Origin of the sequence: Agrobacterium sp. El2ro-1b (genome assembly GCF_048298475.1) — a bacterium.
In the GTDB taxonomy this organism is placed as follows: domain Bacteria; phylum Pseudomonadota; class Alphaproteobacteria; order Rhizobiales; family Rhizobiaceae; genus Agrobacterium; species Agrobacterium fabrum.
The window spans coordinates 116883-133058 of record NZ_CP103459.1; the positions used below are offsets into that span (position 1 = coordinate 116883).

Consider the following 16176-nt stretch of genomic DNA (forward strand, 5'->3'; position numbering starts at 1 on the left):
CTCCAGTGGAGAAAGCCGTTCTGGCATGGGCATTGCACCTTCTCTGGCATCAAGTGCCATCGAGGAGAAAACATGCGCGCGCTCAGATTTCATGCAGCCAAGGATTTACGGATCGAAGACATTGCCGAGCCGAAACGGCCGGGCCCCGGACAGGTCCTCGTCCGCAACCGTTTCGTCGGCATCTGCGGCACCGATCTGCATGAATATAGCTACGGCCCGATCTTCATTCCCACCGAACCGCATCCCTTTACCGGCGCCCATGGCCCACAGATTCTGGGCCACGAATTCGGCGGCGTGGTTGAGGCAATCGGCGACGGTGTGACCTCCGTCAGCGTCGGTGACCGCGTCTCCATCCAGCCTCTCGTCATGCCGCGATCCGGCGATTATTTCGCTGATCGTGGTCTCTTTCACCTGAGCACGCAGCTGGCACTGGTCGGCCTCAGCTGGGATGGCGGCGGCATGGCGGAAGCCGCACTTGTCAACGACTATAACGTTCAGAAAATTCCGGACGAGATGACCGACGAAGAGGCCGCACTGGTGGAGCCCTCGGCCGTTGCTGTTTACGCCTGTGATCGCGGTGGCGTTACCGCCGGTAACAGCGTTCTGGTCACGGGTGCCGGCCCGATCGGCATGTTGACGCTTCTGGCGGCCCGCGCCGCCGGCGCTACCCAGCTTTTTGTCGCCGATCTGAATGATGCCCGCCTCGAGCTTGCCCGCAATGTCATCCCTGATGTCATCACTATCAACCCCAAGCGAGACAATGTCGGTGATGTCGTCCGCTCGGCAACCGAAGGCAAAGTCGGCTGCGACGTGGCGATCGAATGCGTGGGCAATGAACATGCGCTCAAGGCCTGTATTGACGCCGTGCGCAAGCAGGGCGTCGTCGTGCAAACCGGGCTGCACCCGCATGAAAACCCGATCGACTGGTTCCAGGTGACGTTCCGTGATCTGGAGATCAAGGGCTCCTGGGCCTATCCGACCCATTATTGGCCGCGCGTCATCCGGCTCATTGCCTCCGGCCTGCTGCCGGCGACGAAGATCGTCACCAAACGCATCACGCTGGATACGGCAGTGACCGAGGGCTTCGATGCCCTGCTCGACCCCGCCGGCACGCATCTGAAAATCCTGATCGATCTTTCGAAATAGGCTTTTCGCCTGCGCCTGCCGGGAAGAGGAGCCCGGCAGGCGCAGGTATTGGCTTTCGGGGCGGCGACACCGCCGCTCCGCCATCAGACCAAGCACCATGGAGGAGATGAATATGCTTGATGTCAGTCCCGCCACCAAAATCGACACGGTTCTTTTGAAGCTCGGCAATGCGCTTGAAGCCGGCGACATAGACGCCGCCGTCAACCTGTTTCAGGCCGATTGCTACTGGCGCGATCTCGTGACCTTCACCTGGAACCTGAAGACGCTGGAGGGCCGCGAACAGATCCACGACATGCTGGCCAGCCAGCTCGCCGCTATCAAACCCTCCGGCTTCGTGCAGGATGCGAAGGAGCCGGCCTCTGAAGGCGGTGGCGTCACCGAAGGCTGGTTCGAGTTCGAGACCGGGGTCGCCCGTGGTTACGGCCATATCCGCCTGAAGGACGGGCTGATCTGGACCTTGCTCACCACAATGAGCGAACTGAAAGGCCACGAGGAACCAAAGGGCATTCGCCGGCCGATGGGCGCGGAACACGGCCACGACCGCAGCCGCCGGACCTGGAAGGAAAAACGCGAGGCCGAGGCTGCGGAACTCGGTTATGCGGAACAGCCCTATGTCGTCATCATCGGCGGCGGACAGGGCGGCATCGCGCTTGGCGCGCGCCTTCGCCAGCTCGGTGTGCCGACGATCATCATCGAAAAGAACGAGCGGCCCGGCGACAGCTGGCGCAAGCGCTATAAATCGCTCTGCCTGCATGACCCGGTCTGGTACGACCACCTGCCCTATATTCCTTTCCCGGAAAACTGGCCTGTCTTCACACCCAAGGACAAGGTGGGCGACTGGCTGGAAATGTACACTAGGGTCATGGAGCTGAATTATTGGGGCTCCACCACATGTAAATCGGCGCAATATGACGAGACGACCGGCGAATGGACGGTGGTTGTCGATCGCGCCGGAAAGGAAGTCGTGCTGCGGCCGAAACAGCTGGTGCTGGCAACCGGCATGTCCGGCAAGGCCAATGTACCGAAATTCCCCGGGCAGGATGTCTTCAAGGGCGAACAGCAGCATTCCTCGCAACATCCCGGTCCGGATGCCTATGCTGGCAAAAAGGTTGTGGTGATCGGCTCCAACAACTCGGCGCATGATATCTGCGCGGCGCTCTGGGAAGCGGGTGCTGATGTCACCATGCTGCAGCGTTCCTCCACCCATATCGTCAAATCGGACTCACTGATGGAGATCGGCCTCGGTGATCTCTATTCCGAACGCGCGGTTGCAAACGGCATGACCACGCGCAAGGCCGACCTTATCTTCGCCTCCCTGCCCTACAGGATCATGCATGAATTCCAGGTGCCGATTTACGACCGGATCCGCGAACAGGATGCCGGTTTTTACGCGGCACTGGAAAAGGCCGGTTTCATGCTCGACTTCGGCGATGACGAGTCCGGTCTGTTCATGAAATATCTGCGCCGCGGCTCGGGTTATTATATCGATGTTGGTGCCTGCGATCTGGTGATCGACGGCTCGATCAAGCTGAAATCCGGTGTGGACGTCTCACATCTCACCGAAAATGCCGTGGTACTGAAGGACGGCACGGAACTGCCCGCCGATCTGGTGGTCTATGCCACGGGTTACGGCTCGATGAACGGCTGGGCGGCGGATCTCATTTCGCGCGACGTGGCGGACAAGGTCGGCAAATGCTGGGGCCTCGGCTCCGACACGACAAAGGATCCCGGCCCGTGGGAGGGCGAGCAGCGCAACATGTGGAAGCCGACCCGGCAGGACGCCCTGTGGTTCCACGGCGGCAACCTGCATCAGTCGCGGCATTATTCGCAATATCTGTCGCTTCAGCTCAAAGCCAGACAGGCGGGGCTTAAAACACCCGTCTATGGGCTGCAAAAGCCACATCATCTCTCCTGATCCAGCCGAAAGCGCCGGCCCGCCCTGTCTGGAAGGGCCGGCAATCTTTACCGCTAGAGGCTATCGGACAGCCAGAAACGATAGAGCGCCGCGACATTGCCACTGGTCATCAGTGGCATTGCAGCTTTCAGCCGTTCCGCCGGCCAGTCCCACCATTTCATCTCGAGCAGCAGGGCGATGCTATCGTCGTCAAACCGCTTGCGGATCGTTTTTGCGGGATTGCCGCCGACGATGGCGTAGGGCTCGACGTCCTTCGTCACCAACGCCCGCGTTCCGATCACCGCGCCATCGCCGACGGTGATGCCGGGCATGATGATCGCTTCCGAACCGATCCAGACATCGTTGCCGATGACGGTGTCGCCCGCCGGCAGATAACCGTTGGCGGCATTCTCGAATTCCGGCACCTCCGGCATGAAGAAGAACGGGAAGGTACTGATCCATTCGTTGCGGTGGCCCTGATTGCCCGCCATGATGAAGGCGGCGCCCGAACCGATCGAGCAGAAGCTGCCGATCACCAGCCTGTCCGCGCCCTCATCCGGCAACAGATACCGGGCGCAATCCTCGAAACTGTGGCCGTGGTAATAGCCGGAATAATAGCTGTATTTTCCGACCACCAGGTTCGGGCTCTTCACCTGCTTGTCGAGCGTAATGCCCCGGAACGGGCTTTCGAAATAGTTTTCCATTGAAATAATCTCACTGCATCTGTTCGCATTCGCTTGCCTTCAGGCAAGCATACGCCAAGCGCAAAACCGACCGGTTTCGCGCCGGATGCTCCTCGCGCTCAGGCGGGAGCTAGATGCAGGTGATACTCGAGGCTTTAATCATGGCTCATGGTTAGCCCAAAATACGCCGAAGGCCAAGCGCTGCCGCAGAACGGTCGTCGGGCCTCACGACGCCATGGCCAGAATGACCGCGATCCCGATCAGCATCGGCCCCATCCATTTGAAATGACGCACCACCCGCGGCTGGTAAGCGGGGTTTTTAGAGAGAGCCAGATAACCGAAGCCCACCAGCGTCATCCACAGGCCAGCGCAGAACATGATGAATTCATCGATATAGGCCGCGATCATGGCTCACCCTCAGACGTATTGCAGACAGTTGCGATGAACCTAGCGGGCGTGAATACAAAAGGCAAAGAACAGGGTACGAGATCGGCGCTGGCGCAGGGTGAAAAGCAGAACACAGGAGATCAGAGCCTGATCCCCGGTGTCCATGTCTGAAACGATGCCCTCATCACCCTGCCGGACGCAAGGGCTGAAAGCGGGTGAGAATCAGAACTCCTCCCAGTTGTTCGCTGCGGTATTCAACGCCGCGTTGCCGGAAAACGCAGCCCTGATCCTTCCACCGAGGGCGCGCGCGGGCGAAGCAGCCGGCCTGTCGGCCGCCGATGCCGTGCGCATGGGTGCTGCGGTCTCCGCATAACCCGCTTCAGAGAGCTTGAACTGCGCAATCAGCCGGTTGAGCGACGATGCCTCGCGGGCAAGGCCATGGCTTGCCGCCGTGCTTTCTTCCACCATGGCGGCATTCTTCTGGGTGTCCTGATCCATCTGGTTCACAGCAGTATTGATCTGCTGCAGGCCGGAGGATTGCTCCTGAGCCGATTCCGAAATGGCGGCGACGTGCCGGTTGATTTCCTGCACTTCCGTCACGATCAGTTCCAGCGCCTTGCCCGTTTCGCCAACCAGTTGCACGCCCTGCTGAACCTGCCCGTTCGACGTCGTGATCAGGTTCTTGATCTCCTTGGCCGCATTGGCGGAACGCTGCGCCAGTTCGCGAACCTCCTGCGCGACGACAGCAAAGCCTTTGCCCGCGTCGCCCGCACGGGCCGCTTCCACGCCGGCATTCAGCGCCAGAAGGTTCGTCTGGAAGGCAATCTCGTCGATGACGCCGATAATGTTGGAAATCTCATTGGCGGAGGTCGCGATCTGCTCCATGGCGGAGACGGCCTTCTGAACCACTTCTCCGGATTTCTCCGCACCGATCTTCGCGCGGCCAACGAGGTGGCCGGCTTCCTGCGCCCGCTTGGTGGAATCCTTTACCGTCGTGGTGATTTCTTCCAGAGCCGCTGCTGTTTCTTCAACCGCCGCAGCTTGCTGCTCCGTGCGTCTGGCGAGATCGTCCGCGGCGGATCTGATCTCGTTGGCGCCGGCATCGATGCCGCGCGCATTCTGTGCCACCTGGGTCAGCGTTGACTGCAGCTGTTCCGCAGCCCTGTTGAAGTCGCCGCGAATACCATCAAGATTTGGCACGAAAGGCTGGGCAATGCGGTAGGTCACGTCACCTTCAGCAATCCTGGACAGCGCCGTGGCGAGGTTATTGACTGCGAACTGAACGTCGGCGGCCTCCTGCGCCTTCTGTTTTTCGCGTTCGATCCGATCCTTTTCAGACATGGACCGGTTGGCTTCGGTCTCATTCTCGAGCCGCACGCGCGCGATGGCGTTTTCGCGGAAGGCCTGAACGGTGGCGGCCATCTGGCCGACTTCATCCCTGCGGTCCATGCCGTCGATCTCGCTTGCGGTATCACCGGCGGCGAGCGATTCCATCCGGGCGCGAAGCCGTGCAATAGGCGTGGTAATGCCGCGCGACGAGACCAGCAGACCAAGCGCAATCAGGGCGAGAGACACCAGTCCGAGGGTGATGAGACCCGTCCAGATCGTCGTATTGGTGCTCGCCGTCAGCCGCTCCCTGCCGTCATTCATGACCTGGATGAGCTGCTCGTTGCCCGCACTGATTTTCGGCGAGACCTCGGTTATTTTCCTGAGCACGTTGAGCGCCATCTGCTGCGCTTCGGCCTGCTTGCCCGCCTGCATGAGGGTGATGACCTGGTTGCCAATCTCTTCGACCTCGACAACACCCTTGAGGATGTCGCGGGCGGCATCCGTGCGCGCCGGCACCAACTCCATGATCTTGTTCTGGCGCTCTTCGAGCTGTTTGCGATCCGCCCTGAATGTCTTGACCGCCGCTTCGAAATCGCTGCTCGCCGGGTCGTTGAGGCTGGCGCGCAGCATCTGCATGCCGAGCGCGTTGAGATTGCCGCTGGTTCTGGCGTTCAGCACCGCAGCAAGTGCCTCATGGCCGATGAAATCGCTATAGACGGCGTCGGTTTTTTTATATTGCAGGCTGACGTAGCTTATTCCGGAAAGCGACATCAGGCTCATCAACGAAATGACAAAAACGACCTTCGTTTTTATCTTGGTATTCTTCAGGAAAGACATGAATGGCCTCAAGGCAAGCGCTCTCCAGCCGTCGATTAGGGCGGCCGGGAACCATATGATGAAACATCGCGGGTAGCTGTTGCCCCTCCTCATAGGGCGACAAGCGGATGCCTTTTGAACCGCCGCTGGGGCAGCTCAAGGTGGCTCCGCTTGTTCTACCGGCTCCGGATGAAACCTTGGAACCTGCGTATTTTAGATTTCACGAAATCACTAAATGAAGTGTTACCCGGGCTATGCAAGTGCTGACAATTCGGCAGGCAAAACCGGTTTTAACCGCTAAACCAAATGATAAAAAATCTTCTCCATACAAATGAAAACGCAGCGGAAATCGATTTCCGCTGCGTTCATTCATCTGATGCCAGTAGGCGAGCCCGCATTCGCAGGCCGAGGCCTGCGAAATCCGGTGCTTAGTAATGCACCGACTGGGAATCGATCGGCGTTGTCTTCGGCGGGGCGAACTTCGTCAGGTCGATCCCTTCGACGGCTGAGCGATACTCCTCAATGCTCGGCGTGCGGCCGAGAATTGCCGAGAGCACCACAACCGGGGTGGAAGCCAGGAGCGATTCACCCTTCTTCTCGGCGCTGTCTTCCACGACACGGCCCTGGAAGAGACGGGTCGAGGTCGCGAGAACCGTATCGCCCTTTGCCGCCTTCTCCTGGTTGCCCATGCACAGGTTGCAGCCGGGACGCTCCAGATAGAGGATGTTTTCGTATTCGGTACGGTTCGAGGTCTTCGGGTTGACGTCATCGAATTCGAAGCCGGAGTATTTCTGCAGGATTTCCCAATCCCCTTCCGCCTTCAGCTCATCAATGATGTTGTAGGTCGGTGCGGCAACGACGAGCGGTGCCTTGAACTCGACCTTGCCTTCGGTCTTCTCCATGTTGCGCAGCATCTGCGCAACGATCTTCACGTCGCCCTTATGCACCATGCACGAACCGACGAAACCGAGATCGACCTTCTTGGTCGCGCCGTAATAGGAAACGGGGCGGATCGTGTCGTGCGTGTAGCGCCTGGAGACGTCGTTGTTGTTGACATCAGGGTCGGCGATCATCGGTTCGTTGATGATGTCGAGATCGACGACGACTTCCGCGAAATATTTCGCGTTGGCGTCTGGCTTCAGCGCTGGCGTTTCACCTGAGCGGATTTCGGCAATACGCTGATCCGCCTTGTCAATCAGGCCCTTGAGTGTCTGGGCGGCATTGTCCATGCCCTTGTCGATCATGATCTGGATGCGCGACTTGGCGATTTCGAGCGACTCGATCAGCGTCTCGTCCTCGGAAATGCAGATCGACGCCTTGGCCTTCATTTCGGCCGTCCAGTCGGTGAAGGTGAAGGCCTGGTCGGCGAGCAGCGTGCCGATGTGGACTTCGATGATGCGGCCCTGGAAGACGTTGTCGCCGTGCTGCTGAAGCATCTGCGCCTGGGTGGCATGCACCACGTCGCGGAAGTCCATGTAAGGCTGCATCGTGCCCTTGAAGGTGACCTTGACCGATTGCGGGATCGGCATGGTCGCCTCGCCCGTAGCGAGCGCCAGCGCGACGGTGCCGGAATCCGCACCGAAGGCCACGCCCTTGGACATGCGGGTATGGCTGTCGCCGCCGATGATGATCGCCCGATCGTCCACGGTGATGTCGTTTAGCACCTTGTGGATCACGTCCGTCATCGAATGATAGACGCCCTTCGGGTCACGGCCGGTGATGACGCCGAAATTGTGCATGAAGGACATGAGCTTCGGCGTGTTGGCCTGCGCCTTCTTGTCCCACACGGAAGCGGTGTGGCAGCCCGACTGGTAGGCGCCGTCAACCAGCGGCGAAATGACGGTGGCCGCCATCGCTTCCAGTTCCTGCGCGGTCATCAGACCGGTCGTATCCTGCGAACCGACGATGTTGACCTTGACGCGAACGTCCGAGCCGGCATGCAGCACCTTGCCGGGGGTGACGCCGACGGCATTGCGGTTGAAGATCTTCTCGACGGCGGTGAGGCCCTGGCCTTCGATCGAAATTTCCTTGTTCGGTGCAAAGACTGGGGTCGCCTCGACGCCGAGCGTCTGAGCCGCGAATGTCTGGAGCTTCTTGCCGAAGACGATAGCGTAAGAGCTGCCGGCCTTCATGAATTCCATCTTCTGCGGCGTGAAGGAAGAAGCGAGGTCCACCAATTCGGTGCCGTTCTCGTCGCGCAGCTTGCGGTTCTTGGCGTCGATCTTGAGGACCGTGCCGGTCTCGACCGAATATTTCTGCTCGAGGATCGGATTGCCGTCATTGTTGAGGATCGGCTTGCCGTCTTCACCGAGCTTCTTCACCCAGTTCTTGAGGTTGATGCCGATACCGCCCGTCACGTCGACGGTGGTCGCGAAGATCGGCGAAATGCCGTTGGTGCCGGCAACGATCGGCGCGTAATTCACGAAAGGTACATAGGGGCTGGCCTGCTTGCCGGTCCACAGCGCCACGTTGTTGACGCCCGACATGCGCGACGAGCCGACGCCCATCGTGCCCTTTTCGGCGATCAACATCACCCGTTTGTCGGGGTGCTGCTGCTGCAGCGCGACGATTTGCGCCTGCGCTTCCGGCGAGATCATACACTGGCCGTGCAGCTGACGGTCGGAGCGCGAATGCGCCTGGTTGCCGGGCGACAGAAGGTCGGTGGAAATATCGCCTTCGGCGGCGATGAAGGTGACGATCTTGATCTCATCGTCGACATCGGGAAGCTTGGTGAAGAATTCGGCCTTGGCGTAGCTTTCGAGAACGTCTCTGGCGATGGCGCTGCCTGCCTTGTAGGCATCACGCAGGCGGAACATGTCAGCGTCGTAGAGGAAGACCTGCGTCTTCAGAACTTCACCCGCCTTGGCGGCGATCGCGGCATCGTCGCCGAGCGCGACATCGAGCAACACCTTGATCGACGGACCGCCCTTCATGTGTGACAGCAGCTCCAGCGCGAAGGAAGGCGTGATTTCCGGCACCAGCACTTCACCAAGGATGATCTGCTTCAGGAAGGCAGCCTTGACGCCGGCAGCACTCGTGGTGCCCGGCAGGGTGTTGTAGATGAAGAATTTCAGCGCATCGGCGCGATATTCGCTGCTGGCATCCTTGATGAGCTCGATGATTTCGGCCGTCAGAGCGCCGTCATCGATGGGTTTGGGCGCGAGACCCAGTGTTTCTCTGCTTTTGATTTCAGCCAGGTAATCCAGGTAAAGGTTCATCGCAATCCCAACGTCATGGTGTCTATGGAGCCAAACACAACGCCACCGGACGGTGGCATCGATAGCCCCGGGTTTCTGTCGTTTTCGACTACGCCAACCCGGGCCGGCTGACAAGATGCCGCACTCCGGTAAAGAACTCGTAGATCGATAAAAAGCCGGTTACCCGATCTTGCGAGAAGGCTCCTGCAAGCCTGCATAAAGTTGCAACCGATAGCGCATTTCACCCGGAAGTTTTCCGGTTCTCGCCGTTAATAAATTATTAACCAAATCGGCGCGAGTATTAGCTTATTCTAATTACCCGCTATTGGCGTAATTCGATGCCGTGCATGGCCAATCGGCAGCACGACAGCTTGGGAGGCAGCATGAGGTTTTCGGCATCAAGCTACTTGTTATCGCTGGCGGCACTGGTCCTCACACCGGCTTCAGGCCTTGCGCAGGTCGCCACGACGAATTTCAACGTCCAGATCACCATTCAGGCGGCATGCCAGATCAACTCGGCCGGCAATCTCGATTTCGGGACCAACGGCGTGATCGGCGCCCCGATCGACGTCACCAGTCAGATCGTCGTGCAATGTACGGCCAGCACGCCCTTCAGCCTCGGCCTCAGCGCCGGCGCCGGCTCGGGCGCGACGGTTGCCAACCGGCTGATGACGTCGGCTGCGGGTGCGACCATTTCCTACTCGCTCTATACGACTGCGGCACATAGCACGGTATGGGGAAATACCGTGGGAACGGACCGGCAAACGGGCACGGGAACCGGGGCACCGCAAAACTTCACTGTCTTTGGGCGCGTACCTGCCCAGACGACACCCGCGGTCGGCGTCTATACCGATACGGTGACGGCCACGCTCAATTACTGATCGCCATAGGGAGGATCGCGCATGCGTCTTTTTACCTTAGCGGCTGCGTTTTTTGCCGGTTTGAGTGTCTCACCTTCACAGGCTGCATCCTTGCGGGTCGCCCCCGTTCTTCTCGATCTCAAGGCCCCGACAGCGGCCTCCAGCCTTCGCATCTGGAACGATGCAAAAACCCCGATCAACGTGCAGGTCCGGATTTTCCGCTGGACCCAGCAGAACGGCCAGGATGTCTACACGGCGGTAAACGACGTCGTCGCCAGCCCGCCGATGACGCAGCTGAAGGGTGGGGCGGAAAATCTAATCCGCATCGTCCGGCTTTCCAAAACACCCGTCAGGGCGGAGGAAAGTTACCGCATCATCGTCGACGAATTGCCGCCGGCGGGAAAACCGCAATCCGGCACCGTCAATCTGGTGGTCCGCCACTCCATACCCGTTTTCTTCTCGCCCGCTTCCACCGGTGACGCAGAGCCGGTCTGGAAGGTGACGCCGCAGGGCAAGGGTTACAAGGTCTCGGTGTCGAACGCAGGCGAAAGGCGCATCAGGATCGCCAACCTGATACTGTCAGGCGGCAACGGCCAGCCAATTGGCCGGCAGCAGGGCCTCGTGGGTTATGTGCTTGGCAAATCCGCGGCAACCTTCCTCGTTCCGGCGACGGGCGGCAAGGCCGGCGGCACGCTGAAGATTTCGGCAGACAGCGAAGGCGGCCCCGTCAATGCGACGGCGCGCGTCTCGGGCGGCTGACCTTGCCGTTTTGACGATTGCCGGTTTGACGGTCTTTTTTTCGGGCAGTTTCTCCATGGCGCAGGATATTCCCCCTGCGGCAGAAGCGCCTTCTTTTGCCGCAGGAGAAGCGGGACAATTGCAGCTCGAAGTCTACATCAATGATGTTTCGACGGACCTGATCGCCACATTTCGCCAAAACGACGCCGGATCGCTTCTCATCGAGCCGGATCAGCTGAAGAATATCGGAATTTCCCCGGTCGAGAGCGCGGTCAGTGCGGATGGCTGGATCGATGTCTGCCGGCTGCCCGAGGTGACGGCGCGTTACGATGAAAGCACCCAGTCCGTGCATTTCACCCTGCCCATGGCGGCGCGGGCGAACAAGGTGATCGACGCCTCTGGCAAAAGCACGAACGAAGAAGACGACGAGACCGGGGAGAAGGCCACGAGCAACTTTGGAGGTCTGGTGAATTACACGATCTATGGCTCGTCAGGCGGTGGCACATGGTCTGACATCGCCGATTTCAACGGCGTTTCCGCCCTTCTGGAAAGCCGGGTCTTCGGCCCGCTCGGCGTATTGTCCTCGTCCCAGGTTCTGAGCACGTCGCGCCTGTCGGAATTCGACACCCAGCGCCTCGATACCACCTGGAGCTATTCGAATGAAGAAACACTGACGACCTATCGGGCCGGTGACCTGATCACTGGCGGCCTGAGCTGGACCCGGCCGACCCGGCTGGGCGGCCTGCAAATCCGCCGGAATTTCGATCTGCGGCCGGATATCGTCACCATGCCCATGCCCGAATTTGCCGGTTCCGCCGCGGTGCCCTCCACGGTTGATGTCTACGTCAACAATATCCGCCGCCTGTCGCAGGATGTGCCGGAAGGCCCCTTCTCCATCACCAATCTTCCCGTCATCAGTGGCGCAGGCAATGCGAGGCTGGTGGTGCGGGATGCGCTCGGCCGTGAAATCGTGTCGGAAACGCCGTTTTATACCTCGCCCGACCTGCTGGCACAGGGTCTCGTCGATTTCTCAGCCGAACTCGGTTTTGCCCGGCGCGATTACGGAACGTCGTCTTTCGATTATGACGACAGGCTGCTCGGATCGGCGACGGTGCGTTACGGCGTATCGGAGGGGTTCACGGTCGAAGGCCATGCGGAAGGCGGCGAGGATTTCTACAATATCGGCCTCGGCGGTGTTTTCACGCTCGGAGCCCATGGATTGGCAGCACTTTCCGGCGCATCGAGCCATTTCGGCGATGAAAGCGGCTATCAGATTTCCGCAAGCGTCGAGGCCGAACTGCTCGGGGTGAGACTTAACGCGCGATCGCAACGAGCGTTCGGTGACTATAACGACATGGCATCCGTCTCCGCCAATACGTCGAAAATACAGCCGATTTCAGGGCTGCTCAGCGTGCGGCCGCCGCGCGCCCTCGACCAGATTTCCGTTTCCACGCCGCTCGGATTTGATGAGACAAGCCTGAACTTCTCCTACACCCAGCTCGAAACCTTCGATGAGCGCCGATCCCGCCTTCTCGGTCTCTCCGCCACGCGGCCATTTGGCGAAAACGGTAATATCTTCATCACCGCCTATAAGGACCTTGAAGACAGCAACTCCTACGGCATTTTTGCCGGCCTCTCCTGGTCTTTCGGTGGCGGCGTCTCGGGCTCCGCCGGCATGTCCTCCAATGCCGATGGATATTCCCTGACGGCTGAGGTCGTGAAATCCGAAGAACAGGCAGAGGGAAGTTACGGCTGGCGGCTGCGCGGCGCGCTTGGCGGCAATGATGTCGCCTCCGCATCCGGCAGCTATCGCGGCAGTGCCGCACGCGTTTCGGCCGGTGTCGACCAGTTCAACCGCACGACACAGGCCTATGCCCAGATCGAAGGATCGATCGCGGTCGCCGGCGGCGATGTCTTTATCGGCAACCGGATCGATGACGCCTTCGCCGTCGTGGATGCGGGCGCACCCGGTGTCGATATCCTCCTGGAAAACCGCCCGATCGGCCAGACGAACCGCCGCGGCAAGATATTGCTGCCGAACCTGCGCTCCTACGACATCAATAACATCACGCTCGACCCCAGCAACCTGCCGGTCGATGCCCGCATCGACCACACGAAACAGACAGTGCGACCGACCGAGCGCGCCGGCGCGGTCGTCAATTTCAAGGTGGAAACCGAGGGCCAGGTGGCGCTGGTGACCTTGAAGACGGAAAGTGGCGACTTCATCGAAACCGGATCAACCGGCACGATCGACGGCAAGCGCGAGTTCATCGTCGGCTATGACGGACAGGCCTATCTCGACAATATCGGCGAGACCCATCGGCTCAGCATCACGCAACCCACCAGGGGAAAATGCGAGGCCGAGATCACCGTTTCCACCGCAGGCGCTGAACGCACCACTCTCGAAACCCTCTGCAGGAGCGTTCAATGAAAGTCCTGATCCGCGCTGCGCTCGCCATCGCCGCCTCTTTCGCCGCCTCCCCCGTTCTGGCGCAAAGCTGCACCTTCAGCATGTCGGACATGAATTTCGGCTTCGTCAACCTCGCGGGCGGCGCAGCCGTGGACACCACGGCGACATTGTCGGTGACCTGCAACAACCCGTTGTCGCTGGCGCTTTCCATTCGCATCTGCCCCAACATCAATGCCGGCAGCGGCGGACAGTCAGGCGGCATCCGCCGGATGCTCCAGGGCAGCAACATCCTCAATTACCAGCTCTATCAGAACTCTGCCCGAACAACCTCCTGGGGATCGGTCACCCAGCCGGCGCTCGGCTCACCGCCACCGATCGATATGGCATTGCCGCTGCTGATCAACACCACGACCCGCACGGTTTACGGCAGGATCAATGCGAGCCAGGCCTCTGCGGCACGCGGCCTTTATCTTTCCAGCTTTGCCGGCGGCGAGACCAACTTCACCTATACAAGCTACACGCTCCTGGCGCCCAGCTGTTCCTCCGTCACCCAAAACCCAACGCAGGTACCTTTCACCGTAAGCGCCGCGGTGGCGCCCACCTGCATCATCTCGGCCCAAAACATCAACTTCGGCAGTCACGGCGTACTCAACACGGCGGTCGATGCGAATGGCGCCATCAATCTCACCTGCACCAATGGACTGAACTACAGCGTGGCGCTGAATGGCGGCCTGAGCAACAGCCCGCCCGCCGCGCGCCAGATGGTGCAGGGTGCGGCGTCGATCACCTACGGCCTCTATCGCGATGTAAGCCGCACCAATGTGTGGGGAAGCGCCGCCGGGCAAATCGCCACGGGCACTGGAAACGGCAGCCTGCAGACTTTGACCGTCTTTGGGCGCGTGCCGGCGCAGAATACACCGGCACCCGGAAATTACGCCGATACCGTCGTCGTGACGGTAAACTACTGACGTGCGCGGGGTAAGGCGCCAAGTTCCAGCCGCCGATCGATACCGATGCCGGAGAGAAACGCCTCATCATGGCTGACGACCAGCAAGGCGCCGTCATAGGCCCTGAGACCCGCCTCCACGGCCGTAATGGAATCGATATCCAGATGGTTCGTCGGCTCATCAAGGATCAGCAATTGCGGCGGCTGCGGGCCACCGAGAACGCAGGCAAGGCCGGCACGCAACGTCTGCCCACCCGAAAGTGTTCCGACGATCCGCAAGGCGGCATCCGCACGGAACATAAAGCGCGCAAGCGCTGCCCGGCAGGCATTTTCCCCTGATTGCGGGTTTAGCCTGAGGAAGTTATCGCGGATCGACAACGTCGCATCCAGCAGGCTGACCTGCTGATCTAGGAACGCGGCGCTGACACCGAGGTAAACGCTGCCTGCAAAGGGTGGCAAATCCCCTGTTATCACCGATAGCAGCGTCGTTTTTCCCGATCCATTCGGACCGGTGACGGCGACCCGTTGCGGACCGGTTATCTCGAAGGACAGATCCTTAAGCACGGGATTTTCGGGAAAATATCCTGCGGTCAGACCTTGCAGGCTCAGCACGGTTTTAGTCGCGTGCAAGCCGCTGGGCGGCAAGGTGACGGTGACGTCCGGCAGGATTTCGATCCTTTCGCGTGCCGTCCGCAAATCATCCGCCGCTTCGGTTTTCAGGCGGCTGGCGAGATTGGCATTGTCCCCGCTCGTCTTTTCGGCGCGCCTCTTCATACCGCCGGCAGCGATGCGCGGCATGTCTCCCTTCGCCGCTTTTACGGCCCCCTTCGCATCACGGCGCGCCTTGCGTTCCAATGCCTCCTGCGACTTCTTCCTGACCTCGGAGAGGCGCTTTTCGGCGCTGGCAATGTCCTGTTCTGCAGCGGCCAGTTCCAGCACCTTTTGCGCGCGATAATGGCTCCAGTTGCCGCCATAGCGCATGGCACCGAGCGTGTTCATCTCGACGATGGCATCGAGCGTCTCGAGAAGCTCGCGATCATGGCTGACCACGATCGCTCCGCCGCGCCAGGCCGCCAGGAAATCGGCAACGAACATACGACCGGCACGGTCGAGATTGTTGGTCGGTTCGTCGAGAATGAGGAAATCAGGCGCGGCGTTGATCTGCGCCGCAAGCGCTGCCCGTGTGCGTTGTCCGCCAGAGAGCGCGGAAAGCGGTGTGACGGGGGATGCATCTAGCCCTACCCCGGCCAGCGCCTCGGCAATCCTCTCCTCCAGCATCCAGTCGACATCGCCGAGCTCCTCGAGCGTTGCCATTCCCGCCTGCGCGCGCGAAAGGACGTGCAGCACATGGCGCGCCTCGAACAGGTCGGCGATGGTTTGATCTTCCCCGACCTGCACGCTTTGCCGCAGAACGCCGATCCTGCCGGAAACGGAGATCGTGCCTGTTGACGGCAGCAGCTCACCGGCGATCAGCTTCAGAAGCGTCGTTTTGCCAACGCCGTTGCGTCCCACAAGGCCAACGCGTTCAAAGCCGAAGCGAAGATTGATATCGGAAAAAAGCAGATGACCGTCAGGTGTTGCCCACGAGAGGTCTGAAAGGGTGATGGCATGCGGCATGGATATGGGTTCTCCTGATGACAAGGCGTTGCGGCTTTGTGATCGGGTTGAAATCCATGATGCACCATCCTGTTGGTATTGCGGAGAAAACGCCCTTACGCGAACAAAGCGGCGCGTTCATGGCGTGGGTTCAGTGTTCCGAAGGAAACGCCG

General features: G+C 60.1%; 11 protein-coding genes. 6 read left to right on the top strand and 5 right to left on the bottom strand.

Annotation, left to right across the window (positions count from 1 at the left end; genetic code table 11):
* The first annotated feature begins 72 nt into the window (after positions 1 to 72).
* Entirely contained in the window at positions 73 to 1146 is a 1074-nt protein-coding gene (locus NYR50_RS14885) for a 2,3-butanediol dehydrogenase (RefSeq protein ID WP_418137416.1), read from the top strand.
* A gap of 112 nt (positions 1147 to 1258) precedes the next feature.
* Positions 1259 to 3061 carry an NAD(P)/FAD-dependent oxidoreductase gene (locus NYR50_RS14890; RefSeq protein ID WP_418137417.1) on the top strand — a complete coding sequence of 601 codons (1803 nt, stop codon included), beginning with the start codon at positions 1259 to 1261 and terminating at the stop codon, positions 3059 to 3061.
* 53 nt (positions 3062 to 3114) lie between these two features.
* On the opposite strand, the gene catB is transcribed toward NYR50_RS14890, so the two are convergent.
* The 4 genes from catB to NYR50_RS14910 all read right to left on the bottom strand — a co-directional run bounded on the left by catB (position 3115) and on the right by NYR50_RS14910 (position 9473).
* On the bottom strand, positions 3115 to 3744 hold the full coding sequence (gene catB, locus NYR50_RS14895; protein ID WP_418137418.1) for a type B chloramphenicol O-acetyltransferase: 630 nt from the start codon (positions 3742 to 3744) through the stop codon (positions 3115 to 3117).
* Positions 3745 to 3948: 204 nt separating this feature from the next.
* Positions 3949 to 4131 (bottom strand): hypothetical protein, encoded by a 183-nt coding sequence (locus tag NYR50_RS14900; RefSeq protein ID WP_006311370.1) that lies wholly within the window; start codon positions 4129 to 4131, stop codon positions 3949 to 3951.
* 201 nt (positions 4132 to 4332) lie between these two features.
* On the bottom strand, positions 4333 to 6276 hold the full coding sequence (locus NYR50_RS14905) for a methyl-accepting chemotaxis protein (protein ID WP_418137419.1): 1944 nt from the start codon (positions 6274 to 6276) through the stop codon (positions 4333 to 4335).
* Between the two features lie 407 nt (positions 6277 to 6683).
* Positions 6684 to 9473, bottom strand: a complete 2790-nt coding sequence (locus NYR50_RS14910; protein WP_418137420.1) for a bifunctional aconitate hydratase 2/2-methylisocitrate dehydratase — start codon at positions 9471 to 9473, stop codon at positions 6684 to 6686.
* 362 nt (positions 9474 to 9835) lie between these two features.
* Here NYR50_RS14910 and NYR50_RS14915 point away from each other — a divergent pair, with 362 nt between their 5' ends.
* The 4 genes from NYR50_RS14915 to NYR50_RS14930 are packed head-to-tail and all read left to right on the top strand — an operon-like array spanning position 9836 to position 14428.
* The gene (locus tag NYR50_RS14915; protein WP_035214789.1) at positions 9836 to 10333 is read left to right on the top strand and encodes a spore coat U domain-containing protein; all 498 of its coding nucleotides are present in this window, start codon (positions 9836 to 9838) and stop codon (positions 10331 to 10333) included.
* A 21-nt stretch (positions 10334 to 10354) separates the two neighbouring features.
* Entirely contained in the window at positions 10355 to 11071 is a 717-nt protein-coding gene (locus NYR50_RS14920) for a molecular chaperone (RefSeq protein ID WP_006311365.1), read from the top strand.
* Entirely contained in the window at positions 11043 to 13481 is a 2439-nt protein-coding gene (locus NYR50_RS14925) for a fimbria/pilus outer membrane usher protein (RefSeq protein WP_418137421.1), read from the top strand. Before NYR50_RS14920 ends, NYR50_RS14925 begins: the two co-directional genes overlap by 29 nt.
* Positions 13478 to 14428 carry a spore coat U domain-containing protein gene (locus tag NYR50_RS14930; RefSeq protein WP_418137422.1) on the top strand — a complete coding sequence of 317 codons (951 nt, stop codon included), beginning with the start codon at positions 13478 to 13480 and terminating at the stop codon, positions 14426 to 14428. Before NYR50_RS14925 ends, NYR50_RS14930 begins: the two co-directional genes overlap by 4 nt.
* Here NYR50_RS14930 and NYR50_RS14935 read toward each other — a convergent pair.
* Positions 14422 to 16023: an ABC-F family ATP-binding cassette domain-containing protein gene (locus NYR50_RS14935; RefSeq protein WP_418137423.1), complete on the bottom strand. Its 1602-nt coding sequence runs from the start codon at positions 16021 to 16023 to the stop codon at positions 14422 to 14424. The genes NYR50_RS14930 and NYR50_RS14935 overlap by 7 nt on opposite strands.
* Between the last annotated feature and the right edge of the window lie 153 nt (positions 16024 to 16176).

Bases quoted from the DNA above. Each gene is read 5' to 3' on its own strand.
- NYR50_RS14890 (WP_418137417.1), top strand. From the start codon at position 1,259: ATGCTTGATGTCAGTCCCGCCACCAAAATCGACACGGTTCTTTTGAAG.
- catB (WP_418137418.1), bottom strand. From the start codon at position 3,744: ATGGAAAACTATTTCGAAAGCCCGTTCCGGGGCATTACGCTCGACAAG.
- NYR50_RS14915 (WP_035214789.1), top strand. From the start codon at position 9,836: ATGAGGTTTTCGGCATCAAGCTACTTGTTATCGCTGGCGGCACTGGTC.
- NYR50_RS14935 (WP_418137423.1), bottom strand. From the start codon at position 16,023: ATGCCGCATGCCATCACCCTTTCAGACCTCTCGTGGGCAACACCTGAC.
- NYR50_RS14910 (WP_418137420.1), bottom strand. From the start codon at position 9,473: ATGAACCTTTACCTGGATTACCTGGCTGAAATCAAAAGCAGAGAAACA.
- NYR50_RS14905 (WP_418137419.1), bottom strand. From the start codon at position 6,276: ATGTCTTTCCTGAAGAATACCAAGATAAAAACGAAGGTCGTTTTTGTC.
- NYR50_RS14925 (WP_418137421.1), top strand. From the start codon at position 11,043: ATGCGACGGCGCGCGTCTCGGGCGGCTGACCTTGCCGTTTTGACGATT.
- NYR50_RS14885 (WP_418137416.1), top strand. From the start codon at position 73: ATGCGCGCGCTCAGATTTCATGCAGCCAAGGATTTACGGATCGAAGAC.
- NYR50_RS14900 (WP_006311370.1), bottom strand. From the start codon at position 4,131: ATGATCGCGGCCTATATCGATGAATTCATCATGTTCTGCGCTGGCCTG.
- NYR50_RS14920 (WP_006311365.1), top strand. From the start codon at position 10,355: ATGCGTCTTTTTACCTTAGCGGCTGCGTTTTTTGCCGGTTTGAGTGTC.
- NYR50_RS14930 (WP_418137422.1), top strand. From the start codon at position 13,478: ATGAAAGTCCTGATCCGCGCTGCGCTCGCCATCGCCGCCTCTTTCGCC.